Source organism: Acuticoccus kalidii (assembly GCF_021556395.1).
Classification (GTDB): Bacteria; Pseudomonadota; Alphaproteobacteria; order Rhizobiales; family Amorphaceae; genus Acuticoccus; species Acuticoccus kalidii.
Map to the genome: position 1 here is coordinate 527,335 of NZ_JAKGCS010000036.1, position 25,990 is coordinate 553,324.

Sequence of the window (25,990 nt, forward strand, 5' to 3'; positions counted from 1 at the left end):
CGCGACCCGGCGCCGTCTGAGCCCATGGCGATGGACGAAGACGCGCTGATCGCGAACCTCTTCGCGCCGCTCGCGACCGATGCCGGCGCCGACGCGCTCGGCGACGATGCGGCGACGTTCGCCGCCGGCGAGGGCGATATCGTCGTCACCTGCGACGCGCTCGCCGCCGGCGTGCACTTCTTCCCCGACGATCCGCCGGGCGCGATCGCCGCGAAGGCGCTGCGCGTCAACCTCTCCGATCTCGCGGCGAAGGGCGCGGCGCCGTTCGGCTATCTCCTCGTCCTCGCTCTCGGGACCGGGTGGACGCCCGACTGGGCGCGCGCCTTCGCGGACGGGCTCGCCGCCGATCAGCGCCGCTATGGCCTCACGCTTCTCGGCGGGGACACGTTGCGCGCGGCGGGCGGCACCACGGTCGCCGTGACCGCGTTCGGCCGCGTGCCGTCCGGCAAGGTCGTGCGCCGCCGCAATGCCGCGATCGGCGACGTCGTCACCGTGACGGGAACGATCGGCGATTCCGCGCTCGGCCTCGCCTGCCGGCTCGGGCGCGGCCCGCACGGGCTCGGCGCGGCCGATCGCGCGGCGCTCGAAGCGGCGTATCTGTGGCCCGATCCGCCCGTCGCCGGATGGCGCGCCGTGCTCGGCCATGCCCATGCCTCGATGGATGTCTCGGACGGGCTCGTCGGCGATCTCGCGAAGCTGTGCGGCGTCGCCGGGGTCGGCGCGCGGCTCGCGGTGGAGCGCGTGCCGCTTTCCGCCGCCGCGAAGGCGGCCGTCGCGGCGGATCCCAAGGCGCTCGACACAGCACTCACCGGCGGGGACGACTACCAGATCCTCGCGACGCTGCCCCCGGCCGCCATCGCACCCTATCGCGCGGCCTTGGCGGCGGAGGGGATCGCGGTGGCCGAAATCGGGACGATCGTCGAAGGCGAGGGCGTGGTGCTCGAACGGGACGGGGCGCCGATCAAGCTCGCCGACGGCCGCTTCCAGCATTTCTGACGCGGCGTCACCGGGCTGATGCCGCGGGGGAGGCGGGGCAATCCTCCCACCGTGTGAACGCGCCGGCCCTCTTGCCGGTCTTCTTGCCGCCCGTCTCGCCGGCCGTTCGCTGGGCGACTGGCATCTCTGAGCGGGCTGCATGTCAATCTGACGCATCTTGGCTGGCGGAGAACCGGCTGCGGCGTTATGAGCGTCTCATGTCCGCGCACAATGACCGTCTCGCCCGGCGCAATGCCTTCGTCCTCGCCCTCGCCCAAGCGATGGGCGGCTCGCTCATGTCGATCACCATCTCGATCGGCGGGCTCGTCGGCGTCTATCTCCTGTCCTCGACGGGGGAGCTCGCGACCTTGCCGGTCTCGATGATGATCATCGGAACCGCCTGCGGCACGATCCCGGCGGCGCTCATTCTCGGCCGGCTCGGCCGCCGGCCGGGCTTCATGCTCGGCGCGATGCTGGCGGGCACCGGCGGTATCATCGCCTTCACCGCGATCCATCTGACGAGCTTCCCGCTCTTTTGCGTCGGCACCTTCATCGGCGGTCTCTCGGCCGCCTTCGTGCAGCAATATCGCTTCGCCGCCGCGGAGGGGGCGAGTGATACGTTCCGCCCGAAGGCGATCTCCTTCGTGTTGGCGGGCGGCATGTTCGCCGGCGTGATCGGCCCCCAGACGGTGATCGCGACCAAGGATCTCTTCGCCCCGGTCGCCTTCGCCGGATCCTATTTCGCCCAGGCCATCCTCGCGATCGTCACGATCGGCATCCTGCTTTTCTACAAGCCCGTCACCGCCACCGGTCCGATCCGGCAAAAGAGCGTCGCGGACGGCGGACGGCCGCTGCGCGTGATCCTCACGCAGCCGAAGATCATGCTCGCGATCCTGTGCGGCGTCGTCTCCTATTCGGTGATGAGCCTCGTGATGACGGCGGCGCCGCTCGCGATGCTCGATTGCGGCTTCTCGACGGCCGACGCGGCGACCGGCATTCAGTGGCACATCATCTCGATGTTCGGTCCGAGCTTCTTCACGGGCACCATCATCAGCCGCTTCGGCGCGGAGCGGGTGACGGCGGTGGGGCTCGTCCTCCTCGCGCTGGCGGGCACGTCCTCGCTGCTCGGCATCACGCTCGGCCACTTCTACACGACGCTGATCCTCTTGGGCCTCGGCTGGAATTTCGGTTTCATCGGCGGCACGACGATGCTGACCGCGGCGCAGCGCCCGGAAGAACGGGCCCGCACGCAGGCGGCGAACGATTTCATCGTGTTCGGCTCCGTTGCCATCGCCTCCCTGTCGTCCGGCGTTTTGTTTTCGACGGTCGGCTGGGCCAGCATCAATTGGGCGCTGTTGCCTCTCGTCGCCGTTCCTCTTGCATTCATCCTCCTCCAATCCGTCTCCCGCACGCAATCGCAGCAAGATCGGCTCGCTTGACGTCACCCGATACCGCGGGCACAGATTCTGCACCGCAATAAATGCGGGCACAAAAGACAAAGGCGGATGCCGCAATATCAACTGCGGCACTGGAGGAAATGCATGGATCCCACACTACTCGTCATCGCCTGCGGAATAGTATCCCTGCTCTATGGGGGGTGGGCGGTTAGAAGTGTTCTGGCGGCACCTGCGGGCTCGGCCCGGATGCAGGAGATCGCCGGTGCCATCCAAGAAGGCGCATCGGCCTATCTTGCTCGCCAGTACCTGACGATCGCGGTCGTGGGCATCGTCATCTTCTTCATCGTCTGGTGGCTGCTCGGCGTCCTTGTCGCGATCGGCTTTGCGACGGGTGCGGTCCTGTCGGGCATCGCCGGCTATATCGGTATGCTGGTCTCGGTGCGGGCGAATGTGCGCACGGCGGAGGCCGCCTCGAAGAGCCTCCAAGGCGGGCTCGACATCGCGTTCCGCTCGGGCGCGGTCACGGGCCTCCTCGTCGCCGGCCTCGCGCTGCTCGGCGTGTCCGTCTACTTCTTCATCCTGACCACGCTGTTGGGCTACGAGCCGACGTCGCGCACGGTGATCGACGCGCTGGTCGCGCTCGGCTTCGGCGCCTCGCTGATCTCGATCTTCGCCCGTCTCGGCGGCGGCATCTTCACCAAGGGCGCCGATGTCGGCGGCGATCTCGTCGGCAAGGTCGAGGCCGGTATCCCGGAGGACGACCCGCGCAACCCGGCGACGATCGCCGACAATGTGGGCGACAATGTCGGCGACTGCGCCGGCATGGCCGCCGACCTGTTCGAGACCTACGCGGTCACCGTGGTCGCGACGATGGTGCTTGCGGCGATCTATTTCGCCGGCACGGCGACCCTCGGCGCGGCGATGCTCTACCCCCTCGCCATCGGCGGGGTGTGCGTCCTCACCTCGATCGCGGGCACCTTCTTCGTGAAGCTCGGCGCCAACAACTCGATCATGGGCGCGCTCTATCGCGGCTTCATCGTGACGGCAGTGCTCTCGCTCATCGTCCTCTTGCCGCTGACGTGGCTGGTGTTCGGCTCGCTGTCGACCGAGATCGTGACCGCCCGCGGGACATCCTTCACACCGCTCGATCTTTATCTGTGCGGCGTCGCGGGCCTCGTGATCACCGGCCTCATCATCTGGATCACCGAATATTATACCGGCGTCGGCTTCCGGCCGGTGCGCTCGATCAGCCAGGCCTCGGTGACGGGGCACGGCACGAACGTGATCCAGGGTCTCGCCGTCTCGCTGGAGGCGACGGCGCTGCCGGCCCTCGTGATCATCGCGGGCATCATCTTCACCTACACCTTCGCGGGCCTCTTCGGCATCGCGATCGCGGTGACGACGATGCTGGCGCTCGCCGGCATGGTCGTGGCGCTCGACGCGTTCGGCCCGGTGACGGACAATGCCGGCGGCATCGCGGAGATGGCGGACCTCCCGCAGGACGTCCGCTCCACCACCGACGCGCTCGACGCCGTGGGCAACACGACGAAGGCGGTCACCAAGGGCTACGCGATCGGCTCGGCCGGTCTCGGCGCGCTCGTCCTCTTCGCGGCCTATACCGAGGACCTGCGGTATTTCATCACGAACAGTGAGCAATATCCGTACTTCGCCGGCCTCACCGAGGAGACGCTGAACTTCTCCCTCGCGAACCCCTATGTGGTCGTCGGCCTCTTCTTCGGCGGCCTGTTGCCCTTCCTCTTCGGCGGCATCGCGATGACGGCGGTCGGCCGTGCGGCGGGCGCGGTCGTCGAGGAGGTGCGCCGACAGTTCCGCGAGAAGCCGGGCATCATGGAAGGCAAGGATCGGCCGGACTATGGCCGCGCTGTCGACATGCTGACCAAGGCGGCGATCCGGGAAATGATCGTGCCGTCGCTCCTGCCGGTTCTCTCACCGATCGTGGTCTTCTTCCTCATCAACGCGATCGCCGGCAAAGGCGAGGCGTTCGCCGCGACGGGCGCGATGCTGCTCGGCGTGATCGTGACGGGCCTCTTCGTCGCGATCTCGATGACGGCGGGCGGCGGCGCCTGGGACAATGCGAAGAAGAGCTTCGAGGATGGCTTCGTCGACCGGGACGGCGTCACCCACGTGAAGGGCTCGGAGGCGCACAAGGCATCGGTCACGGGCGACACGGTGGGCGATCCCTACAAGGACACCGCCGGACCCGCGGTGAACCCGATGATCAAGATCACCAACATCGTGGCGTTGCTCCTCCTCGCGGTGCTCGCGCATCAATGATCCGTGCGGCGGCGGCCCATCGTGGCCGCCGCCTCGCGACCCCGCCAGCAAACAACCGATCCGGCACGAAAAAAGCGCTCGGGGCTCGGCCCCGGGCGCTTCGTGTTTTCGTCGTCTCGTGTTCTCGTCGTAGGCGCATCGTGCGCCGGATCGCCGACCCCTTCGGTTCGTCCGCCGGAGCGCCGGCTGATAGAGGGGTCAGAGGTAATCGATGCCGTTATCGTCGGCGATGCCCTTGACGGTCTCTTCGTCGAGACCCGCGAAGACGACCGAATAAAGCCCCGTATAGCTGAGGATGGTGCCGATATCGGTTCCGACGATGATGGCCGGGAGTTCCAGTTCGATCTGGGTAAAGCCGAGATCGATCACCTCGGCGACGTTGAGCTGAACGTCGAGCGTGTCCTCTTCCGGGTCGAAGTCGAAGATCGTGTCGACCTCGAGAAGGGGATCTTCCTCATAATCGAAATCGAGGACGAACGTGTCCGCGCCGGCGCCACCCATCAGGAAGTCGTTGCCACGGCCGCCGTCGATCAGGTCGTCTCCGACGCCGCCGGAGAGGAAGTCCGTCCCCGTGCCGCCATACAGCGCGTCGTTGCCGAAACCACCGAAGGCAATGTCGTTGCCGCCGCCCATGTTCATGACGTCATCGCCACCGAGATCGATGACGATATCGTTCTCATCGCCAAAATCGAGCGTGTCGGATCCGAAGCCCGAGAAAATTCCGAAGAAGAGTTCCATCGATTTGTCCTTATCGTATTGTTTTTGAGGATCACGCCCGAAAGACAGAAGCAAAGTATAAAAGAACGATCCGAGAGGTGTCCAGGATTGGAAGCTCAGGGGGGCGGCCGAGTGGTGAAATAATGATGTTGCTTAGGGGCTGCCCATAGATCTTTAGGCAAAAGCTAAGGCGTACCCTTTCAACCGCTCGACATGCATCGACCGTGACCGGCCGAACGGGGTGTGGACGCGAATCGCCTCGCGCAGCCGCCGCCTTCAAGCCGCGAGCGTCGGCGCATCTCGGCGCGCGCCGATCGGCCATCTCGCCGCCGGTCCGTGGGGCATAAAAAAACGCCCGAGCGGATGGCTCGGACGCATTTATATCGGGCCGATCGATGCCGCACGGCGACAGCGCCGCGCGTTTCGCAATCAGGTGAAGAACTCGGTGCCGGTGCCGAAGGAGCCTTGCGGGAGGCCCTGCAAGTCGGCGGTTTCCAAGCCATTGAATATGACCGTGTAGAGGTTCGTGTAGCTGACCGCGGCGCCGTCCTCGGTGTCGACGATGACGTAGTTGAGGTCGGTGTCGACGGCGATCGAGTCCTTGTTCGGGTTGAAGTCGGTGATCGTGTCGATGTCGCCGAAGCGGGTGGCGTCATTGCCGACGAAGAAACTGTCGGAACCACGGCCGCCGGTCATCATGTCGGAGCCGAGGCCGCCGATAATCTCGTCGTCGCCGAGGCCGCCGAGGAGGACGTCCTCGCCGCCACCACCGTCGAGGGAGTCGTTGCCGAAGCCGCCGAGGAGGAAGTCGTTGCCGTCGCCACCGTCGAGGGAGTCGTCGCCGAAGCCGCCGCGGACGACGTCATCGCCGGCGCCACCATCGATGGAGTCATTGCCGAAGCCGCCACGGAGGGCGTCATTGCCGTCGCCACCGTTGATGAGATCGTCGCCGATACCACCGAAGACGGAATCGTCTCCGCCGCCCGAGCTGATCGAATCGTCGCCCGCAAGGTCAATCACGAGGTTATCGTCATCCCCCAGAACGATGGTGTCGTTTGCAATTCCTGCGAAAATACCGAGAAAAAGATTCATGGATTTAGCCTTAATCGTTGGTGCTGTTCGCGCAGCACTCGAACTAGACCTAGCACATCCAAATCAATTTCAAGCTTACAATGGCGCAACCAAGGGCGATGGCCCGCGCGCTATTGTGAAACATAGCGCGACGTTCGGGGCGGCCGCCTGAGCGCCACGGTCGGCGCTCAGGTATGATTATACGATGACTAAAGCGACGGATTCATCAGGCCGCCGAGAACCTGCGTGACGAACGCGAGGTCGGAGCCGGAGGTCCGCGTCTTGCGCGACAGATAGTCGAAGACCTTGCCGTCCTTCAGGCCGTATTCGGCGATCTCGGTGACGTCGCCGTCCTGATCCAGATAGACGGCGAGGATGCGGCGGTCGCGCACACTCGGCCTCTGGAAGGCGACGGACCGTGCGCTCGTCTGAGAGATGTAGTAGAACACCTCGCCGCCGGTCAGTCCGGTCGAGGTCGGCGTCCCGAGCGCGAGCAGCACCTGCTCACGTGAGGAGCCGACCGGTACTTGCTCAAGCTGGTCCGGCGTAATCTTCTGTCCACGCGTGAACGATTCGCTCACCGGCGAGCAGGCGCTGATCGCAACCACCAACGCAGCGGCTGTTGAAAGCCGCATCACCTCGATTACGAAGCGAGCCGACCTATGTTTGAAGCGTAAGGGATTGATTGCCATGCTTCGCTTCTTCTTCAAATCCAAACCCGACGCGGCCGTGCGCGCGCTCTATGATCGAGCCGTCGCGCAAGCCCGCCTGCCGGTGTTCTACCAAAAGTACGGCGTCCCGGACACGCTCGACGGCCGGTTCGACATGGTTGTTTTTCATGTCAGCCCCCTTATCGATGGGTTAAGGCATCCTGACGGCACCGTCACGCCTGACGGCCAAGCGCTGTTCGACACCTTCGTCGACGACATGGAACAGAACCTGCGCGGCATGGGCGTTGGGGACCTCACCGTCCCGAAGCGTATGAAGAAATTCGGCGCGGCCTTCTACGGGCGGTTCGACGCATATCGCAAGAGCGTCGCCGATCCGGATCGCCTCGCGGCGACCATTGCGCGCAACGTTCTCGGTGACGAGGGGCGCGCCACCACGCCGCAGGCGAGAGCGCTCGCCGCCTATTATCTCGCGGTGGTGGACGCCGTGCGCGCCGCCGACGACATGACCCGAGAATTCGCGTTTCCCGATCCGCACGCGCCGGCCGTGCTCCCGTCCGCCCCGTCGCCAGTTGAGGCCATCCTGTGATCGCCCGTTTTTCCCGTCCGGTCAGCCTGCGCCGCATGAAGCAGGAAGAGGCCTTCACCATCGAAGCGACCGAGGAGGAGCGCGCGGCGCTCGCCGAGGAGCTCGACCTTCTGGGGATCGATTCGCTCGACGCCGCGATGACGCTGCGCCCCTGGAAAGGGGAGGGGGTGCGCGTGACCGGCCGCGTGTCGGGCAAGTTGCGGCAGGCGTGCGTCGTCACGTTGGAGCCCGTCGAGGGAACGGTCGAGGAAACATTTGATCTCCGTTTCCATCCCGACATCCAGGAAAGCACCACGATCGACGTCGATGCCGATGCGGAGGATCCGCCCGAGCCGCTCGACGGCCAGTCGATCGATATCGGCGCGATCGCGTTGGAATATTTCGCCCTCGGCATCGATCCTTATCCGCGAGCGCCCGGCGCCGAATTTGACGATATCGAGGAGGGGGAGGAAGAACCTTCGCCTTTCGCCGCGCTCGCCGCATTGAAGAACGGCATGAGCTAACGGTTTTTATAATTTTCGACTTGAACTAAGGTCGCGCCGCCCCCCTATGACGGCGTGGCCAGGGACATGAAGACCAGGCGAGAATGACGGCGAAGACGATCCGGTTGGCCATAGATGCGATGGGCGGCGACGAAGGTCCGGCGATGGTATTGCCGGGGCTTCAGGTGGCGCTCGTGCGCTGCCCGGAGCTGACGTTCGACCTGTTCGGCGATCAGGCCGAAATGGAGAGGGTCCTCGCCGACCTGCCCGACGTCGCGAAGGTCTCACGGCTTTTTCACACCAGCGTCTCGATCCCGATGGACGCCAAGCCGAGCCAGGCGCTGCGCATGGGGCGGCGCGATTCCTCGATGTGGCGCGCGCTCGACCAGGTGCGCATCGGCGAGGCTGACGCGACCGTGTCGGCCGGCAACACCGGCGCGCTGATGGCAATGGCGAAATTCTGCCTGCGCTCGATGGACGGCGTCGCGCGGCCGGCGCTCGCGGCGATCTGGCCGACGATCCGCGGTGAGTGCATCGTGCTCGATGTCGGCGCGTCGATCGGCGTCGACACCGACAATCTCGTCACGAACGCGATCTTGGGCGGGGCGATGGCCCGCGCCGTGTTCGGCATCGACAATCCGAAGGTCGCCCTCCTCAATATCGGCGAGGAGGAGGTGAAAGGCCTCGAAGAGGTGCGCGAGGCGGCGCAGATCCTGCGCGCCCGCAATTTCTCCTCGATGCGCTATGAAGGGTTCGTCGAGGGCGACGATATCGGCCGCGGCACGGTCGACGTCGTGGTGACCGAGGGCTTCTCCGGCAACATCGCGCTGAAGACGGCGGAAGGCACCGCCCGGCAACTTGCCGAATATTTGCGCATGTCTATTGGACGAACATTGCGCGCGCGTCTCGGCTATCTGCTTGCAAAACCGGCCTTCGCGCGGTTACGCGACAAAATGGACCCGCGCAAAATCAACGGTGCGGTATTCCTGGGCCTCAACGGGCTCGTTATCAAAAGTCATGGTGGGACGGACGCGGAAGGTTTTGCGAGCGCCGTAGAATTGGCGCACGACATGGTCCGCAACGAGCTACTGCGTCGCATCGCGGCGGATGTGGCCGCACTTAAGGAGACGCATGAGCTTGCAGACGCGGGTTGATCATTCACACGCCGCAGAGGTGTCCCATCGCGACGTCGCGGACGGGGCGTCTTCAGGCAGACGAGAGGTCGCACGCCCGGCGTCCTGTGTCGTTGGTGTCGGCTCGGCGCTGCCCGAGCGGGTGGTCACCAACCACCAGCTCGCCGAAATGGTGGACACCTCGGACGAGTGGATCGTCTCGCGGACCGGCATCCGGGAGCGGCGCATCGCCGCCGATGGCGAGTTCACCTCTCACCTCGCCGAACGGGCCGCCCGGCAAGCGCTCGACCATGCCGGTCTCGTGCCGACGGATATCGACCTCATCGTGCTCGCGACGGCGACGCCGGACAACACCTTCCCCTCGACGGCCGTCGCAGTTCAGGAGCGGCTCGGCATCAAGGCCGGCGCGGCGTTCGACATCGCCGCCGTCTGCTCCGGCTTCGTCTATGCGCTCACCACGGCGAACGCGCTGATCGCGGCGGGCACCGCCAAGCGCGCTCTGGTGATCGGGGCGGAGACTTTCTCCCGCATTCTCGACTGGTCGGACCGCACGACCTGCGTCCTCTTCGGCGACGGCGCGGGCGCCGTGGTGCTCGAAGCGAACGGGGCGGGGGGCAATGGCGCGATGCCGCGTGGCCTCATCGCGAGCGCGCTGCGTTCCGACGGCGCCCACCGGGACAAGCTCTTCGTCGATGGCGGCCCGTCCTCGACGCAGACGGTGGGGCATCTGCGGATGCGCGGCCAGGAGGTCTTCCGCTTCGCGATCAGTGCGACCGTCGATGTGGTCGAGGACGTGCTCGCCAAAGCCGGCATCACGGCCGAGGAGATCGACTGGTTCGTGCCGCATCAGGCGAACAAGCGGATCATCGATGCCAGCGCACGAAAGCTCGGGATTGATGAAAGCAAGGTCGTCCTGACGGTCGAGCGACATGGCAACACGTCGGCGGCGTCGATCCCGCTGGCGCTGGCGCAGGCGTCGGCCGACGGGCGCATCAAGGCGGGCGATCTCGTCCTCCTCGAAGCGATGGGCGGCGGCTTCACATGGGGCGCCGCGCTCGTCCGCTGGTAGGGCGACGGCCATCGCCATAGCCTATGCGGTGATGCTCGGAGAGATTGTTTTTGCCTAATTGCTGCAAGCAGCGCGTTTCGCGGGGCTCGCGCATAGGCGATCTCTTGGTCGCCGATTGAGGTAAAAGGTTCTTTTGTTTCAACGTATTGATTGTTGCTGACAATCCCTTGTCCGGCCGATGGGATGCGTTGTCGCACACACGGCCAAATTGTGGTCAATTCGTTGGCATTTGCCGTATTTATGACATTTTTATGATATTCCGCCGAATCTCGCGGTGCTTTTGATTGACCAAAGGTTACGGTCCGCTTACGCTTCTCACGATAACGATCAATCGGGAATGGTCCGGAGGCGCCCTGTCTCGTTGGGGCGTCGCAAGAGAACCATGGGCAGGGGCATATGGCTGGGCGCACAATCACTCGCGCGGATCTTTCCAACGCCATTTGCCGGCAAGTGAATGTGTCTCGGGCCGAAGCGGCCGAGCTGATCGACCAGATCATCGAAGAAATCGTCAGCGCTCTAGAGCGCGGCGAGCCTGTTCGCCTCTCCTCGTTCGGTGCCTTCGAGGTGCGTGAGAAGAAAGAGCGCGTCGGCCGCAACCCCAAGACCGGCGAAGAGGTGCCGATCGATTCCCGTCACGTCGTCACCTTCCGCCCGAGCGACGTGCTGAAACGCGCCATCAACAAACCCCGCGCCACGGGCGTCTGACGCCGCGTCACGCCGCGCATTTCCAAATCCTCGGTGGACGGCCGCGATCCGTGCGGCTGCGACAGGTCGAAGTGCCGCGCTTCGGCTGGTTTCGCCTGTGCGGATGTGCGAGATTTCGCACGGCTTGAACTTCCCGGAGGCAATGGGTGGACGGAACGACTGGTCGCTCGGCTAGCGGGACGACACAGGACGGTGCGCCACGCTCGGTCGTCGCAGCCGACAAGCTCGCGCGCCATCTCGGTGTGCCGTCCTCCGTCCTCAGCTATCTCGAAGCGCGCGTTCCGGAAGTGCGCGCGGTGCAGGACGGCCGCGTCCGCGTCTACCGGGCGGAGGACGCGATGCTGCTCGCCGGTCTCGCCGATCTCCTCTATCGCGAGGGCCTCTCCTTTCGCGAGGTCGCCGACATGCTCCGCTCCAACGAGCGCACGGCGATCGCAAAGCGCGGCCGCAAGCGGCTCGGCGGGCTCGTCACCACCGCGCCCGCGCGGCCCGAGAGCGCCCGCGCCATTCCCCGCGACGCGCTCGTCCGACCCAAGGGTGCGGCCGGCGACACCGGCGAGACGCGCGCGCGCCCGCAGCGCACCACCTCGCCGGACGTCAATCAGGTGCTCGCCGACCTCATCGAATGCGTCCGCCTTCTCGATTCGGCACGCTGAAGGCCGCAAAGGCCCATCCGGCCGCGCCTAGGAGGGCGGGGCGAGCGCGTCGAGATAGGGAAGGGGGTCGGGGGCGAAATCCCGGACGATCACGTCGACGCGCGCGATCGCCCGTTCGCGCGAGACGAAGAGATGCTCCTCCATCGCCCGCCCCGCCGCATCGACGCGCCCGTTCGCGAGATGATCGAGGATCGCCTTGTGCTCCGGCAAAAAGGGCTCGGTGGCGAACAGGCGGGGCGTCCAGCGATAGAGAAAGCGGTGCGCGATCAGGAGCGATTGCGGCACGGTGATCGCATCCATCAAGGCGGTGTTTCCGCAATGCTGGAGGAGGCGGATATGAAGATCCTCTTCGAGCCGGTCGAGGACATCGCCGCCGATCTCGTGCGCCCGCGCCGCTGCGTCGGCGAGGTTGGCGCGGATTTCCTCGATGAGAGCGGCGGGCGCGCGCTCGGCCGCCTTTTTCAGCGCCGTCGGCTCCAGGATCGCGCGCAGCTCGTAAAGATCGTCGACGCGTGAGGGGGTGAGGGCCGGCGCGAACCAGCGCGAGCGCTCGTCCTTCTCCACGATGCCGCGCTGTTGGAGGCGGCCCACCACGTCGCGCGCCACGGTGCGGCTCACGCCGTAAAAGCGCGCGAGCTCGGCCTCGTTCACCCGCCAGCTCGCGAACGCGATACGCGCCGTCAACTCCGCCTCGACATCGCGGTAGATCGGCTCCCAACTCGCCGCCGAGAGAAGGCGGACCTCGGTGGTCGCCTTCGGCGGTTGCGGCGCGGCCCCTTCGATCGATCGGACGCGATAGCCGCGCCCCTTCGATTTTTCGAGGAGCCCGGCCTCCGCGAGCGCCATCAGCGCCTGCCGGGCCGGAGCACGGCTGATGCCGAACTGGGCGGCGACGGTGGTCTCGCCGAGGCGGGTCTCGGGGGCGATGGCGCCGGAGGCGATCTGATCGGCGAGGATCGCCGAGGCTTGCTGATAGAGGCGGGGCGTCGCGCCGCGCTTTTCCTCGCCCGGCGAGGGAGCCGCGTTTCGCCGCTCGGGGCGGGGTGGCGCGCCGGGGCTTCGCGGTGGGCTCTTGCCTTGCTCAGTCACGCCGTGTCCGCTCCGTTCGTCCGCGGGCTTCGGGCGGCGGGGGTCGGCCGCCCGGCTTCGTCAGATCCCCGTCGAGAGGTAGCCGCCATCGACCCGAAGGGTCGCGCCCGACACGAACTTTGCAGCGTCAGAGGCGAGGAAAATAGCCGCGCCCACCAGCTCCTGCAATTCGCCGAGCCGCTTCATCGAGGCGCGCTTCGCCGCTTCCGCCTTACGCTCGGGGCTCATGCGGTCCCGGTTGAGTTCGGTGAGGAAGAAGCCCGGCGTGATCGCGTTGACGCGCACGCCGCTTTCGCCCCACTCGGCCGCAAGGGTCTGCGTGAAGCTCACGACGCCCCATTTGCTCGCCGAGTAGGTCGCCGCGTTCGCCCAGCCCGTATGGGCCGAGAGGGACGCGATGTTGATGATCGCCCCGCGCCCACGCGCCACCATCCCCGCGCCGAAGACGGTGTTGGCGAAGAAGACGCTCTTGAGGTTGGTGTCGAGCATCGTGTCATAGGCCTCCTCCGTCACCTCGAGCGCAGGGCCGAGCGACAGGGTGCCTTGGCAGTTGATGAGGATATCGAGCGGGCCGTGGTCGGCGTCGACCTCGGCGGCGAGCGCCTTGAGGGACGCGACGTCACGAAGGTCCGCGCTGTAGCCGGCCGGCGCGGAAAGATCCTGGCCGAGTTCGGCGAGGGTGGCGTCGATCTTGTCCTGGCTGCGAGCGGCGATCAGCACCTTGGCGCCGGCCGCCTTGTAGCCGAGCGCGATTTCACGCCCGATCCCGCCCGAACCGCCCAGGATCAGCGCCGTGCGCTCTTTCAGCGCGAACGCGTCCATCGTAAAGGCCATCGATCCTCCCCTCTCGTCGTGATTTTGTCAGTTGATCGCATCGTGTTTGGATGGATAGTGTACACAAAAGACGTTGCGTCGATAGGGGCCGATCGCGAACTGTGGGAGGGCGCGGGACGACGCCACGTCATCGATAAAGGACAAATCCTGTGAACGATACTGCCAAGCCGGACCGCTCGGTCGAACGCGTGGAGGCGGACGAGGTCGAAGCCTTCTGCCGTGACGTCTTCCTCGCCGCGGGCGCGGACGAGGCGAGCGCGTCCGCCGCGACGCGCGCGATGATGCACGGCTCGCGCCTCGGGGTGGACAGCCACGGCGTGCGCCTGCTCGACCACTATGTGAAGGTGATGAACGCCGGCCGCGTGAACAAACGTCCGCGCCTCGAGATCGTGCGGTCGCTGGGGGCCGTCGCTGCGCTCGACGCGGACGATGCCCACGGCGCGCTCGCCGCCTACACCGCGATGGACCATGCGATCGAGATGGCGGAGACGGTGGGGATCGGCGCGGTCGGGATCCGCAACACCTCCCATTTCGGTCCGGCGGGGGCCTATGCGCTGGCGGCGGCGGAGCGCGGCTATATCGGTTTCGCGACCTGTAATTCCGACAGCTTCGTGCGCCTCCATGATGGCGCGGCCCGTTTCCACGGCACGAACCCGCTCGCTTGGGGCGTTCCGGTCGAGGGTCGCCGTCCTTGGCTGCTCGATATGGCGACGAGCGCCATTCCCTATAACCGGGTTCTTCTGTATCGCAGCCTTGGTGTCGCCCTGCCGCCCGGCACCGCCTCCGACGAGGAGGGCATCGACACCCTGTCTCCCGAGGAGGCGGCGATGCTCGCCCCGCTCGGCCATGAGTTCGGCTTCAAGGGCGCGGCCCTCGGTGGGCTCGCGGAGATCCTGTCGGCGGTGGTGAACGGTATGCGCCTGTCGACCGAGTCGCTCCCGATGAACGGGCCGGACTTCTCGACCCCGCGCGAAATGGGCGCCTTCGTCTACGCGATGAAGGCCGACGCGCTGACCGATGGGGAGACCTTCGCCGCCGGGATGCGCCGCTATCTCGACAATCTGCGCGATTCGCCGGCCCGCTCCGGCGCCACGGTGATGGCGCCCGGCGACCGTGAGTGGGCCGAGGCCGACCGCCGCGCGATGGACGGCATCCCGATCGACCCGGTCACGGTGGAGGCGTTCACCCGCCTCGGCGCGCAATATGGGCTGACCCCGCCAAAGCACCGCTGACGGTAGGCGGGCCGGCTCGGCGTCGCGCCGGCCGCGCCCCGCTCCTCGGCCGCTCGCGTGATCCACACGAGCGGAGCCGGATCGTCAGAGGCCGAGATCCTCCTCGTAGGCGCGGCGGAAGATCTCCCGCGCGGCTGCCGCGTCGAGTGGGCGGGGATTGCCGCCGGCGGTGGGGTCGACCACCGCCATCTCGGCGATGATGTCGATCTTCGTGTCGTCGACGCCGATCGCCTTCAGCCCGTTCGGAATGCCGATCTCGCGGCGCAGCGCGATGATCCAGCCGAGAAACCCGTCGAACCCGCCATCGACGCCGATGAACTTGCCGAGGCGCTCGATCTTGTCTTCGATCGCCGGCCGGTTGAAGGCGAGCACGTATGGCATGAAGACGGCGTTGGTGAGCCCGTGATGGGTGTTGTAGAGCGCGCCCACCGGATGGGAGAGGGCGTGGATCGCGCCGAGCCCCTTCTGGAAGGCGACCGCCCCCATCGCCGCGGCGCTCATCATGTCGCCGCGCGCCTCGATGTCGGTGCCGTCCGCCATCACGCGGGGCAGCGCCTCCTTGCAGAGGCGCACCCCCTCGACGGCGATCCCCTCCGACATCGGATGATAAAACGGGGAAGAGTAGGCCTCGAGGCAGTGGGCGAGCGCGTCCATGCCGGTGCCCGCCGTAACCTTCGGCGGCATCGGCACGGTGAGCTCCGGATCGGCGATCACGCAGACCGGCAGCATCTTCGGATGGAAGATCACTTTCTTGGTGTGGATCGCCTCGTGGGTGACGACGGCGGCGCGGCCGACTTCGGAGCCGGTCCCGGCGGTGGTCGGGACCGCGATCACCGGGGCGATCGCGTCGGCGTCGGCGCGGGTCCAATAGTCGCCGATGTCCTCGAAGTCCCAGAGCGGACGGTTTTGGCCCTGCTGGAAGGCGATCGCCTTGCCCGCGTCGAGGGCCGAGCCGCCGCCGAAGGCGATGACGCCGTCATGATCGCCGGCGCGATAGGCGGCGATGCCGGCCTCCACGTTCGCCCCGATCGGGTTGGGATCGACGCCGGAAAAGACCGACGCCGTCAGCCCCTCCGCGGCGAGGATCTCCAGCGCACGCGCGGCGATCGGCAAGCCGGCGACGACCGGGTCGGTGACGAAGAGCGGGCGGGCGATGCCGGCGGTGCGGCAGGCGCGGGCCAACTCGTCGATCCGGCCGGGGCCGAAGCGGATTTGGGTGGGATAGCTCCAGTTCGCCTTGGTCATCGTGTGCGCTTGTCGTTGGCCGCGCCCGTCATTGGGCGTGTCTCAGGTGGAAGGATTTCGGCCGCGTCAGCGTCTCGTAGCCGACGCGCGAGAGGGTCGCGCCGCGTCCGGTGTCCTTGACGCCGGTCCAGGCGAGGGCGGGATCGAGATAGTCGCACCGGTTCATGAAGACGGTGCCGGTCTCGAGCGTGTCGCCGAGGCTTTGGGCCATCTCCACATCGCGCGTCCAGATCGCGGCGGTGAGGCCATAGGGGCTGTCGTTCATCAGCGCGACGGCTTCGGCATCGTTCGCGACCTTCATGATGCCGACGGCGGGGCCGAAGCTCTCCTCCCGCATCAGCGACATCGTGTGGTCGACATCGACGACGATCTGCGGCGCCATATAGGCCGAGCCACGGGCCTCGCGCGCAAAGGCGGATGGATCGATCAACGCACGCGCCCCTTTCGCGACCGCCTCGTCGATCTGGTCCCGCACGGCGTCGGCGGCCGAGGCCTTCACCATCGGCCCGAGCGTCGTCGCTTCGTCGAGGGGCGAGCCGAGGACATAGTCGTGCGTGAGGGCGACGGCGCCGTCGACGAAGGCGTCATAGACGTCGGCATGAACATAGATCCGCTCGATGCCGCAGCAGGATTGGCCGGAGTTGAAGAACGCGCCGTCGACGAGACTTTCGACCGCGTGGCCGAGGTCGGCATCGGCGCGGACATAGGCCGGATCCTTGCCGCCGAGTTCGAGCCCGACGCCGAGAAAATGGCCGCTGGCGGCGCTTTCCATCGCGCGGCCGCCGGCGACGGAGCCGGTGAAGTTCACCTGCGCGATCCGGCCGGAGCCGATGATGCGGGCCGCCTGATCGTGCGTCATCACGAGGTTATGGAAGAGGCCGTCCGGAAGCCCCGCCGCGGCGAAGGCGGCGGCGAATCGCTCCCCGGTCAACAGCGTCTGCGCGGCGCATTTCAGGATGACGGCATTGCCCGCCATCAGCGCCGGGACGACCGAGTTGACGGCCGTCAGATACGGGTAATTCCACGGCGCGACGACGAACACGGTGCCGAGCGGCTCGCGCTTGATCATCCGCGTGAACCCGTCTTTCGGGGCGGGCACGATCGGGGCGAGCGCCGCCTCGGCGATCGCGATCATGTGGCGGGCGCGCTCCTCGAAGCCGCCGAGTTCGCCCGCGCCGAAGCGGATCGGGCGGCCCATCTGCCAGGCGAGTTCGGGGACGATCTCGTCCCGCATCACGAGCATGGCGTCGACGGCGGCGCTAAGGAGCCGGGCGCGCTCGGCGATCGGCACGCCGCGCCAGGCGGCCTGGGCGACGCGCGCCTTGGTGAGCGCCGTGTCGATGGCGCTGTCGGTGGCGATCGGCCGCTCGGCATAGACCGAGCCGTCGACCGGCGAGACGATGTTGATCTTGGTCATGGCCTCATGCTCGCTCAAAGCCGCGCCGGACTTCCCAGTCGGTGACGCGGCGGTCATATTCGAGCTGCTCCCAATCGGCGGTGTGGGCATAATGCTCGAGGACGGGGGCGCCGAACGCGTCGCGCAACAGCGTCGAGGCACGCATCGCGGCGGTCGCTTCGCGCAGCGTCTTCGGGATCTCCGTCACCTCTTCGGACAGATACGCGTCGCCGACGAATTCGGGCTCGAGGGTGAGTTTCTCGTCGATCCCGGCGAGGCCGGCCGCGATCAGCGCGGCGAGGGATAGGTAGGGATTGAGATCCGCCCCGCCGATCCGGCATTCGGCGCGCACCGCCTTCGTCCCCTCGCCGACGACGCGGTAGCCCGCGGTGCGGTTGTCCCGCGACCAGACGATCTTGGTGGGCGCGAAGGTGCCGACCTGGAAGCGCTTATAGGAGTTGATATAGGGCGCGAGGCACCAGGTGATGTCGGCCGAATATTTGAGCTGGCCGGCGAGGAACGCCTCCATCGTCGCCGACATGCCGTGCGGGCGGGACGGGTCGTGGAAGAGCGGCGCGCCGGTCCGATCGGCGAGCGACATGTGGATGTGGCTCGACGAGCCGGCGAGCTGATAGTCCCACTTCGCCATGAAGGTGATCGCCTTGCCGTGAAGATAGGCGATCTCCTTGACGCCGTTCTTCAGGATGACGTGACGGTCGGCGGTTTCGAGCGCGTCGGAATAGTGGACGTTCAGCTCTTCCTGGCCGGGGCCCCATTCGCCCTTGGAATTCTCGATCGGAATACCCGCGCCGAAGAGCCCGTTGCGGATCGCCCGCATCACCGGCTCTTCCTTGGTGGTCTGAAGGATATTGTAATCTTCGATATAATAGGCGGAAGGCGTGAGGCTCGAATAGTTCTTCTCGTGCGCGGCGCGGTAGCTGTCCTCGAAGAGATAGAATTCGAGCTCGGTCGCGGCGTTCGCCGTCCAGCCCCGCTCGGCGAGCCGGTCGACCTGGCGCTTCAGGAGGGCGCGCGGGCTGTGCGGCACCGGGTCGTGATGGTGGTCGAGCACGTCGGCGAGGACGAGGGCGGTGCCGTCGAGCCACGGGAGGCGCCGCAGCGTCGCCATGTCGGGCTTCAGCACGAAATCGCCGTAGCCGGTCGCCCAATTGGTCGCCGCATAGCCCGGCACGGGCTCCATATCGAGATCGTTCGCGAGGAGATAGTCGCAAGCGTGCGTCTCGGCGTGGGCGTTCTCGATGAAGAATTGCGCGTGGAAGCGCTTGCCGATGAGGCGCCCCTGCATGTCGACGAGGGCGACGAGGACGGTGTCGATCGTCCCGTCGGCGACCGCGTCCTTCAGTGCGTCGAGGGTGAGATTTCCAGGCATGAGGCTCGCTCGCGGAGTGAAAGGGCGTGCGGCGGCGCCGAAGACGCCGCCGTCAGTCTGACGGCGCGGCCGGTCCCGGACCGGTCGCGCCGCGATGCGTCAGGTCGAGATCGTGCAGCGATAGGGCTGGCCTGCGCCGCGCTGGATACGGTTGTAGGTGCGGAAGACGTCGACCACCTTCGCCGCGCGATCGCTGATCGCGGCCGCCTCGTCCCAGAACTCGATGGCGGCATTCTCCACCTCGTCCCATTCGGCGTCCGGGATCGACGTCAGCTCCAGCTTGTCGCCCTCGACGCGCAGCTTCTGCTCGCCACCCCAATACCATTGGTTGCGATAGAAGTGACCCGCTTCGATCGTCGCGAGAAGCAGCGACTGGAGGTGCTCCGGCAGCTCGGCCCAACGATCGGCATTGACGTAGAAGGAGCCGATCCAGGCGCCCGAGATCGAGTTGGTGCAGAAATAGTTCGTCACGTCGGCCCAGCCGACGGTGTAGTCCTCGGTGATGCCGGACCAGGCCATTCCGTCGAGCTCGCCGGTCTGCACCGCGACCTCGGCGTCCTCGTAGGGGATCGACACCGGGACGAGGCCGAATTGGGACAAGAAGCGTCCGGCCGTGGGGAAGGTGTAAAGGCGCAGGCCTTGAAGGTCGGAGAGGCTGCGGATCGGGTTCACCGTGTTGAAGCAGCACGGATCCTGGCCCGCGGCGGAGAGCCATTTGACGCCGACTTCGTCATAGGCCTCCGACCAGATGTCGGCGAGCCCGTATTGCTTGAAGAGGACCGGCACGTCGAGCGCGTGATGCGTCGCGAAGGGGAAATAACCGCCGAAGATCGCGATATCGACCGGGGCCGCCATCGAATCGTCGTCGGAGTGGACGGCGTCGATGGTGCCGCGCTGGAGGGCGCGGAAGAGCTCGCCCGTGGGGACGAGCTGATCGGCATAATAAAGCTCGATCTCCATTTCGCCGTTCGCCGCGGCGTTGAAGGCGTCGATGATCGGCTTCGTCACATACTGGCCGAGGGCGGAGCCCGCATAGGTCTGGAAGCGCCAGCGGATCGGCTCCTGCGCGCGGGCGACGGCCGGCGCGGCGAGCACGGCCGCGCTCCCCATGCCGGCGGTTTTCAGAAACTTACGCCTGTTCGTCATGGTTCACCTCTTGCTCGGTGCTGCGCGCGAAGGGGGACTGACTCGGGAGGGCGTCGGCCGGCGGGCGCGACGAGAGGGCTGCCGTTAGCGCGCATAGAGGGTTTCGGGCAGCCAAAGGGCGATCTGCGGGAACACCATCACGATGACGAGGCCGAACAGCATGACGCCGACGAACGGGATGATGGAGCGATAGATGTCCTTGAGCGACACCTCGGGCGGCGCCATGGCGCGCATCAGGAAGAGGTTGTAGCCGAAGGGCGGCGTCATATACGCGATCTGGCAGGTGATCGTGTAGAGCACGCCGTACCAGATGAGGTTGAAGCCGAGCGCGTTGACGAGAGGCACGTAAAGCGGGGCGACGATGACGAGCATCGCCGTATCGTCGAGAAAGGTGCCCATCAGGAGGTAGGAGAGCTGCATCAGGATCAGGATCTCCCACGGCCCGAGGCCGAGATCCTGGACGAAGAAGCCCTCGATCGCCTTGACCGCGCCGAGCCCGTCGAACACCGCGCCGAAGGCGAGGGCGGCGAGGATGATCCACATGAACATGCAGGTCACGCCGAGCGTCTTGCGCAGCGTCGTCTCCATCACGCGCCAATTGAGGCGGCCCTTCACCAACGCGGCGAAGGTCGCGCCGAGCGCGCCGACGGCGGAGCTTTCGACGAGGCTCGTATAGCCCATGACGAAGAGCCCGGTCATGAAGAAGAAGATCAGGAAGGGGATAATGCCGGCGCGCGCGAGGGCGAGCTTCTCCCGCATCGGGATCGCATTGCGCTCGTCCTCCGGCAAAGCGGGGCCGAGCGAAGGCTGAAGGCGGCAGCGCACGGCGATATAAAGAACGAAGAGGCTCGCCATCATGAGCCCCGGGAGGGCTCCCGCGAGCCAGAGCTGGCCGACCGGCTGACGCGCGATCATCCCATAGAGGACGAGGACGACCGAAGGCGGCACCAGGATGCCGAGCGAGGAGCCGGCCTGGATGACCCCCGTCACCATCACCTTGTCGTAGCCGCGGCGCAGGAGCTCGGGCAGCGCGATCGTCGCGCCGATCGCCATGCCGGCGACCGAGAGCCCGTTCATCGCCGAGATGATGACCATCAGCATGATGGTGCCGATCGCCAAACCGCCCTGTAGAGAGCCGAACCACACATGGAAGGCGCGATAGAGATCGTCGGCGATGCGGGCCTCGGAGAGGATGTAGCCCATGTAGATGAAGAGCGGCAGCGTCAGCAGCGGATACCACTTCATCAGCTTGATCGAGGCCGAGAAGGCGAGCTCCGAGCCGCCGTCACCCCAGAGCGCAAGCGCGGCGATCACCGCCACCGCGCCGATCGCGCCGAAGACGCGCTGACCGGAGATCAGCATCACCATCATCGACGAGAACATGAGGATCGCGATCATGTCATAGCTCATGAGCGCGCCTCCGGCCGATGATCTGCGGATGGTTGATGGCCCGGAACGTCGGCCGCGGTCTCCTCGAGGCGGGGCGTCCCGACGCTGCGGCCGAGCGCATCGGCGAGATCGCGGAAGAAGGTGGCGATCGACTGGAGGAGCATGAGCGCGATGCCGGCGCACATGATGACCTTGATCGGCCACATATAAGGGCGCCAGGCCGAATAGGCGCGCTCGCCATAGGCGATCGCGTAGATCGTGCTCGAGATCCCGCCATAGAGGAGGATCACGATATAGAAGATGAGGAAGAGGATCGTGACGGCATCGACCGCCGCCTTGGTCCGCGGCGACCAGGCACCATAGGCAAGATCCATCCGCACATGGTCGCCGAGCTGCATCGCATAGGCGCCGCCGAGCAGGAAGTAGGAGACCATCAGGAACTGGGCGATCTCGAGCGTCCAGAGCGAGGGGATGAGGAAACTCTTCGACACCGAGGACCAGACGAGGACCGCGATCATCGCGAAGATCATGAACATCGTGACGCGGCCGACGAACCAGCCGACCGCCTCGACCCAGCGGACATAGGCGCAGACCGCGCGGGGCATCATCGGCTCACTCATGCGGGACGCGCGAGGGCTTGCGGGATGGCGTCGGTGAAGGCGTCCGCGAGCCGTCCGGCCCACAGCGCGACACCGTCATCGTCGGCGATGAGGTCATTGCGGATCTCGATCATGGCGTTGAGGAGACCGCGGGGGAGGGCGTGTTCGCGCAAGGTGTGGGTCACGCCGTCCTCCGGGCCGTAGGGCTCGTTCAGACAGACCGTCATCGGGCCGGCATTTCGGCAGGCCGCGAGGAGCGGATCGGCAAGGCGTCGATCGGTGTCATGGATAATCCCGACATCGAGCTCGCGGCGGACACCGAAATAGACCGCCGTGAAGGAATGGATCGTCACGAGCACCGAACGGCGCCCGGACGCCTCACGGCGATCTAGCAAGTTGCAGACCGTTTCCCGGAACGGCTTGTAGTAGCGGGCCGCGCGGTCGGCGCGCGCCGCTTCGGAAAGGTCCTGATTACCAGGAATCGCGAAGATCTCGCTTTGCGCCGGAATCGCGCTCTCCGCCTCGGGCGGGCGGTTGCAATCATAGACGAGGCGTGAGACCCGCGCGGCGACGAGCGGCGCGTCGAATGTTTCCGACAAGGTCCGGGCGACAGGCAGAGCGCCGGGATCCCACGCGATATGGGCGCGGCGCTCATCGTCCGAGAGGCCGAGACCGCCGAATTCGGCCGGCATGAAGTTGGAGGCATGCTCGCAGACGAGGACGACGTCGCCGCGCCCGTCTTCGTTGATGACGTCGACCACGGTGGGGGATACGGCGGCGAGCGGCATGAGCCATCCTGAGTTGCGTTTGTCGATTTCATTTCAGAAATGTTTCGGTTGTCAATATGCTTTCTGAAACGCGACTGCTGAATCGGAAGGCGCGCGCGTCATGAAGGAGGGAGTGGGATCGATGGATCCGCAGGAAGAGCTGACGGTCGCCGAACGGATTCGCGGTCGCTACGAGGCGTTGACCCAGGCCGAGCGACAACTCGCGAGCGCGCTCCTCGCCAATTATCCGGTTCTCGGCCTGTCGAGTGTCGCCGAAGTCGGCGCGGCGGCGGGCGTGTCCAGTCCGACCGTCGTGCGGATGGCGAAGAAGCTCGGCTATGACGGCTTCCCGGACCTTCAGTCCCATCTGCGCGCGGAGATCGAGGCGCGGATCTCGAACCCGATCAACAAGATCGACCACTGGTCCGAACAGGCGCCCGACACCCATATCGTGAACCGCTTCGCCGATGCGGTGATGGACAATCTGCGCAACACGTTGCGCCATCTGTCGATCGACGATTTCGACACCGTGGTGCGCCTCCTCGCCGATCCCGAGCGGCGGATCTATCTCGTCGGCGGCCGCATCACCCGCTCTTTGGCGGATTATTTCTTCACCCATCTTCACGTGATCCGCGACGGCGTCACCCTCATTCCGCCGAACGCCAACACCTGGCCCCATTACGTGCTCGAGATGCGGCCGGGCGACGTCCTCGTCGTCTTCGACGTGCGCCGCTATGAGCGGGATACGGCGCGCTTTGCCCGGATGGCGCGCTCCAAGGACGTCTCGATCGTCGCCTTCACCGACCAGTGGGGCTCGCCGGTGATGAAGGAGGCGGAGCACGCCTTTCATTGCCGCATCGAGGTGCCGTCCGCCTGGGATTCCTCGGTGGTGACGCTCCTCCTCGTCGAGATGATGATCGCCGCGCTTCAGACGAGAACGGGCGAGGACGGGATCAAACGCTTGCGCACGCTCGAAGACCTCTTCGATCAGACGAAGACGCTGCGAAAGAGCTGAGCCGCCATCGCGGCTGCGCGGGGGAGCGCGTCGCGTTTCATCGTCGGCGTGTGCATTGAAGTCGGCACGGGCCGTTCCTACACAAAGGTGCGATGCCCGTTCCGGCGTCGGCACCGGAGGCGTTCGCGCGTGCGGACGGCGGCGTTCCCCCACACCCCGCCGCGTCCGCGGCGCCGAAAGCTGGTGAGTTTATGATCCTGACCCTGCAGATCGTTGGAGGGTTGTTCGGTCTTTTGATCGGCGGCGAATTGTTGGTCCGGGGCGCCTCCGCGGTCGCGGTGCGGCTCGGCATCTCGCCGCTGGTGGTGGGGGTGGTGATCGTCGGATTGGGCACGTCGGCGCCCGAGCTCGTCACCTGTGTCCGCGCCGCGCTCGCCGGCGCGCCCGGCATTGCGGTCGGCAATATCGTCGGCTCCAATATCGCCAATATCCTGCTGATCCTCGGCATCGCGGCGCTGATGCGGCCGATCTTCACCTCGCGCGAGGTGGTCATCCGTGATGGATCGATCGTCGTCATCTCGGCGATCGCCTTCGCGCTCGCGGCGGCGAGCGGGATGATCACGCGCCCCATCGGCGGCGTCTTCGTTGCCGCGCTCGCCGTCTATCTCGTGTGGACGGTGCGGCGGGATCGGCGCAGCGCGGCCGAATTCGACGACGTGCCGGCGTCGAGCGGCACGCCGCTCGCCCTTTCGGTGGTCTTCCTTCTCGCCGGCCTCGGCCTCGTGATCGTCGGCGCCGAATATCTCGTGCAAGGCGCGGTGGCGACGGCGCGCCACTACAATATTTCCGAAGAGGTGATCGGCCTGACGCTGGTCGCCGTCGGCACCTCCTTGCCGGAGCTCGCGACCTCGGTGGTCGCGGCGTTGAAGCGTCACTCGGAGATCGCGCTCGGTAACGTTCTCGGCTCGAACGTCTACAACACGATCGGCATCGGTGGCGTCACCGCGCTCGTCCAGCCGGTCCCGGTGTCGGGCACCATGCGTACCTTCGACATTCCCCTGATGGTCGCGATCTCGCTGATCCTCGTGATCGTCGTCGCGACGGGCCGGCGCGTCACGCGCTGGGAAGGGGGCGTGCTTCTCGGCCTCTACGCGGTCTATATCGCGATGCAGACGCAGTTCGCCTGACACGAAAACGCCGCCCCGAGGGGCGGCGCATCGCGATCGGAGCCGCTGCCCGACGATCAGGCCAGATACTGGCCGCCATTGATCGTCATCGTGGCGCCGGTGATGAAGGCCGCATCGTCGGAGGCGAGATAGGCGCACAGCTTGCCGATCTCGTCCGCCTGGCCGAGGCGGCCGACGGGGATTGCGCCGATGATGCCTTCGAGCACCTTTTCGGGCACCGCCGCCACCATGTCGGTGTCGATATAACCGGGGCAGACGCAGTTCACCGTGATGCCCTTGCGCGCATTCTCCTGCGCAAGCGCCTTGGTGAAGCCGATCACGCCGGCTTTGGCGGCGGAATAGTTCGCCTGACCCATCTGCCCCTTCTGGCCGTTGATGGAGGAGATGTTGATCACGCGGCCGAAATTGCGGTCCCGCATCCCGTTGATGAGCGGACGCGTCACGCAGAAGAGGGACGAGAGGTCGGTGTCGATGACCGCCTTCCAGCTCTCCCATGACATGCGGTGGAAGGTGCCGTCGCGGGTGATGCCGGCATTGTTCACCACGATGTCGATCGGCCCATGCTCGGCCTCGACCTCGGCAAGTTTCGTCTCGCACATGGCGTGATCGCTGACGTCGAACTTCACGACGGCGATGCCGGTCTCGTCGTGGAATGCCTTCGCCTTCTCGTCATTGCCGGCATAGTTGGCGATGACGGTGTGGCCCGCGGCTTTAAGTGATCGAGAGATCGCGGCGCCGATGCCGCGAGTACCGCCCGTCACGAGCGCGATGCGTGTCATGGAACTCCTCCCTCAGTGCTCGCTGTGCGAGTCTATGATTCGTCCACTCCGAACGGTAGCCCGCTGCATGGATTGCACCCATGCTTACTGACGCATCCGACACTTCGACCCAGCCCATCACCGTGCGGCGCTGGGATCGAAGCGGTTGATCTGGTGTGAGCGCGTCCGCCGGAATGGCGCGTGATCAATTCGGTTCCTGGCAATTGTGTCGGTGCAATTCGAGAT

At 66.2% G+C, this 25,990-nt stretch carries 25 protein-coding genes; 12 read left to right on the forward strand and 13 right to left on the reverse strand.

Features of this window, described 5'->3' with window-relative positions; translation table 11 throughout:
• The first annotated feature begins 24 nt into the window (after positions 1 to 24).
• The 3 genes from thiL to L1787_RS23465 all read left to right on the forward strand — a co-directional run bounded on the left by thiL (position 25) and on the right by L1787_RS23465 (position 4,667).
• The gene (gene thiL / locus L1787_RS23455) at positions 25 to 996 is read left to right on the forward strand and encodes a thiamine-phosphate kinase (protein WP_235711532.1); all 972 of its coding nucleotides are present in this window, start codon (positions 25 to 27) and stop codon (positions 994 to 996) included.
• 197 nt (positions 997 to 1,193) lie between these two features.
• A complete protein-coding gene (locus L1787_RS23460) occupies positions 1,194 to 2,414 on the forward strand; it encodes an MFS transporter (RefSeq protein WP_235711533.1) in 1,221 nt (406 codons plus the stop codon).
• A gap of 102 nt (positions 2,415 to 2,516) precedes the next feature.
• Positions 2,517 to 4,667, forward strand: a complete 2,151-nt coding sequence (locus tag L1787_RS23465) for a sodium-translocating pyrophosphatase (RefSeq protein WP_235711534.1) — start codon at positions 2,517 to 2,519, stop codon at positions 4,665 to 4,667.
• Between the two features lie 198 nt (positions 4,668 to 4,865).
• Here L1787_RS23465 and L1787_RS23470 read toward each other — a convergent pair whose 3' ends face one another.
• The 3 genes from L1787_RS23470 to L1787_RS23480 form a co-directional block, all read right to left on the reverse strand.
• Positions 4,866 to 5,405: a calcium-binding protein gene (locus L1787_RS23470; RefSeq protein WP_235711535.1), complete on the reverse strand. Its 540-nt coding sequence runs from the start codon at positions 5,403 to 5,405 to the stop codon at positions 4,866 to 4,868.
• 408 nt (positions 5,406 to 5,813) lie between these two features.
• Positions 5,814 to 6,476, reverse strand: coding sequence for a calcium-binding protein (locus L1787_RS23475; protein WP_235711536.1), 663 nt, complete (start codon positions 6,474 to 6,476; stop codon positions 5,814 to 5,816).
• 188 nt (positions 6,477 to 6,664) lie between these two features.
• Positions 6,665 to 7,147 (reverse strand): outer membrane protein assembly factor BamE, encoded by a 483-nt coding sequence (locus tag L1787_RS23480; protein WP_235711537.1) that lies wholly within the window; start codon positions 7,145 to 7,147, stop codon positions 6,665 to 6,667.
• Here L1787_RS23480 and L1787_RS23485 point away from each other — a divergent pair.
• The 6 genes from L1787_RS23485 to L1787_RS23510 all read left to right on the forward strand — a co-directional run bounded on the left by L1787_RS23485 (position 7,122) and on the right by L1787_RS23510 (position 11,757).
• On the forward strand, positions 7,122 to 7,712 hold the full coding sequence (locus L1787_RS23485; protein ID WP_235711538.1) for a ubiquinol-cytochrome C chaperone family protein: 591 nt from the start codon (positions 7,122 to 7,124) through the stop codon (positions 7,710 to 7,712). The genes L1787_RS23480 and L1787_RS23485 overlap by 26 nt on opposite strands.
• Positions 7,709 to 8,215 carry a YceD family protein gene (locus L1787_RS23490; RefSeq protein ID WP_235711539.1) on the forward strand — a complete coding sequence of 169 codons (507 nt, stop codon included), beginning with the start codon at positions 7,709 to 7,711 and terminating at the stop codon, positions 8,213 to 8,215. Before L1787_RS23485 ends, L1787_RS23490 begins: the two co-directional genes overlap by 4 nt.
• 83 nt (positions 8,216 to 8,298) lie before the next feature.
• On the forward strand, positions 8,299 to 9,348 hold the full coding sequence (gene plsX / locus L1787_RS23495; RefSeq protein WP_235711540.1) for a phosphate acyltransferase PlsX: 1,050 nt from the start codon (positions 8,299 to 8,301) through the stop codon (positions 9,346 to 9,348).
• Entirely contained in the window at positions 9,326 to 10,396 is a 1,071-nt protein-coding gene (locus L1787_RS23500; RefSeq protein ID WP_235711541.1) for a beta-ketoacyl-ACP synthase III, read from the forward strand. Before plsX ends, L1787_RS23500 begins: the two co-directional genes overlap by 23 nt.
• 396 nt (positions 10,397 to 10,792) lie before the next feature.
• Positions 10,793 to 11,101 (forward strand): integration host factor subunit alpha, encoded by a 309-nt coding sequence (locus L1787_RS23505; RefSeq protein WP_235711542.1) that lies wholly within the window; start codon positions 10,793 to 10,795, stop codon positions 11,099 to 11,101.
• A 146-nt stretch (positions 11,102 to 11,247) separates the two neighbouring features.
• Positions 11,248 to 11,757 (forward strand): MerR family transcriptional regulator, encoded by a 510-nt coding sequence (locus L1787_RS23510; RefSeq protein WP_235711543.1) that lies wholly within the window; start codon positions 11,248 to 11,250, stop codon positions 11,755 to 11,757.
• Positions 11,758 to 11,784: 27 nt separating this feature from the next.
• Here the strand turns inward: L1787_RS23510 and L1787_RS26170 are convergent, their stop codons facing one another.
• Both L1787_RS26170 and L1787_RS23525 read right to left on the reverse strand, forming a co-directional pair.
• Positions 11,785 to 12,846, reverse strand: a complete 1,062-nt coding sequence (locus L1787_RS26170) for a GntR family transcriptional regulator (protein ID WP_369415130.1) — start codon at positions 12,844 to 12,846, stop codon at positions 11,785 to 11,787.
• 60 nt (positions 12,847 to 12,906) lie between these two features.
• On the reverse strand, positions 12,907 to 13,680 hold the full coding sequence (locus L1787_RS23525) for an SDR family NAD(P)-dependent oxidoreductase (protein WP_235711544.1): 774 nt from the start codon (positions 13,678 to 13,680) through the stop codon (positions 12,907 to 12,909).
• Positions 13,681 to 13,829: 149 nt separating this feature from the next.
• Between L1787_RS23525 and L1787_RS23530 the strand changes: the two genes are divergently transcribed.
• Entirely contained in the window at positions 13,830 to 14,912 is a 1,083-nt protein-coding gene (locus L1787_RS23530; RefSeq protein WP_235711545.1) for an Ldh family oxidoreductase, read from the forward strand.
• 84 nt (positions 14,913 to 14,996) lie between these two features.
• On the opposite strand, the gene L1787_RS23535 is transcribed toward L1787_RS23530, so the two are convergent.
• The 7 genes from L1787_RS23535 to L1787_RS23565 all read right to left on the reverse strand — a co-directional run bounded on the left by L1787_RS23535 (position 14,997) and on the right by L1787_RS23565 (position 22,865).
• Positions 14,997 to 16,157 carry an iron-containing alcohol dehydrogenase gene (locus L1787_RS23535; protein ID WP_235711546.1) on the reverse strand — a complete coding sequence of 387 codons (1,161 nt, stop codon included), beginning with the start codon at positions 16,155 to 16,157 and terminating at the stop codon, positions 14,997 to 14,999.
• A gap of 28 nt (positions 16,158 to 16,185) precedes the next feature.
• On the reverse strand, positions 16,186 to 17,574 hold the full coding sequence (locus tag L1787_RS23540; protein WP_235711547.1) for an aldehyde dehydrogenase family protein: 1,389 nt from the start codon (positions 17,572 to 17,574) through the stop codon (positions 16,186 to 16,188).
• Between the two features lie 4 nt (positions 17,575 to 17,578).
• Positions 17,579 to 18,943, reverse strand: coding sequence for a glutamine synthetase family protein (locus L1787_RS23545; protein ID WP_235711548.1), 1,365 nt, complete (start codon positions 18,941 to 18,943; stop codon positions 17,579 to 17,581).
• 99 nt (positions 18,944 to 19,042) lie between these two features.
• Positions 19,043 to 20,089, reverse strand: a complete 1,047-nt coding sequence (locus tag L1787_RS23550) for a TRAP transporter substrate-binding protein (RefSeq protein WP_235711549.1) — start codon at positions 20,087 to 20,089, stop codon at positions 19,043 to 19,045.
• Positions 20,090 to 20,173: 84 nt separating this feature from the next.
• Positions 20,174 to 21,499: a TRAP transporter large permease gene (locus tag L1787_RS23555; RefSeq protein ID WP_235711550.1), complete on the reverse strand. Its 1,326-nt coding sequence runs from the start codon at positions 21,497 to 21,499 to the stop codon at positions 20,174 to 20,176.
• On the reverse strand, positions 21,496 to 22,098 hold the full coding sequence (locus L1787_RS23560) for a TRAP transporter small permease subunit (RefSeq protein WP_235711551.1): 603 nt from the start codon (positions 22,096 to 22,098) through the stop codon (positions 21,496 to 21,498). The genes L1787_RS23555 and L1787_RS23560 overlap by 4 nt, the downstream gene beginning before the upstream one ends.
• The gene (locus L1787_RS23565) at positions 22,095 to 22,865 is read right to left on the reverse strand and encodes an N-formylglutamate amidohydrolase (RefSeq protein ID WP_235711552.1); all 771 of its coding nucleotides are present in this window, start codon (positions 22,863 to 22,865) and stop codon (positions 22,095 to 22,097) included. The genes L1787_RS23560 and L1787_RS23565 overlap by 4 nt, the downstream gene beginning before the upstream one ends.
• A 100-nt stretch (positions 22,866 to 22,965) precedes the next feature.
• On the opposite strand from L1787_RS23565, the gene L1787_RS23570 reads away from it, so the two are divergent.
• Positions 22,966 to 23,859 (forward strand): MurR/RpiR family transcriptional regulator, encoded by an 894-nt coding sequence (locus L1787_RS23570; protein WP_439648313.1) that lies wholly within the window; start codon positions 22,966 to 22,968, stop codon positions 23,857 to 23,859.
• A 191-nt stretch (positions 23,860 to 24,050) separates the two neighbouring features.
• Entirely contained in the window at positions 24,051 to 24,986 is a 936-nt protein-coding gene (locus tag L1787_RS23575) for a calcium/sodium antiporter (protein ID WP_235711553.1), read from the forward strand.
• 56 nt (positions 24,987 to 25,042) lie between these two features.
• Here the strand turns inward: L1787_RS23575 and phbB are convergent, their stop codons facing one another.
• Complete coding sequence (phbB, locus tag L1787_RS23580; RefSeq protein ID WP_235711554.1) at positions 25,043 to 25,765, reverse strand: acetoacetyl-CoA reductase; 723 nt, start codon at positions 25,763 to 25,765, stop codon at positions 25,043 to 25,045.
• Positions 25,766 to 25,990 lie beyond the last annotated feature (225 nt).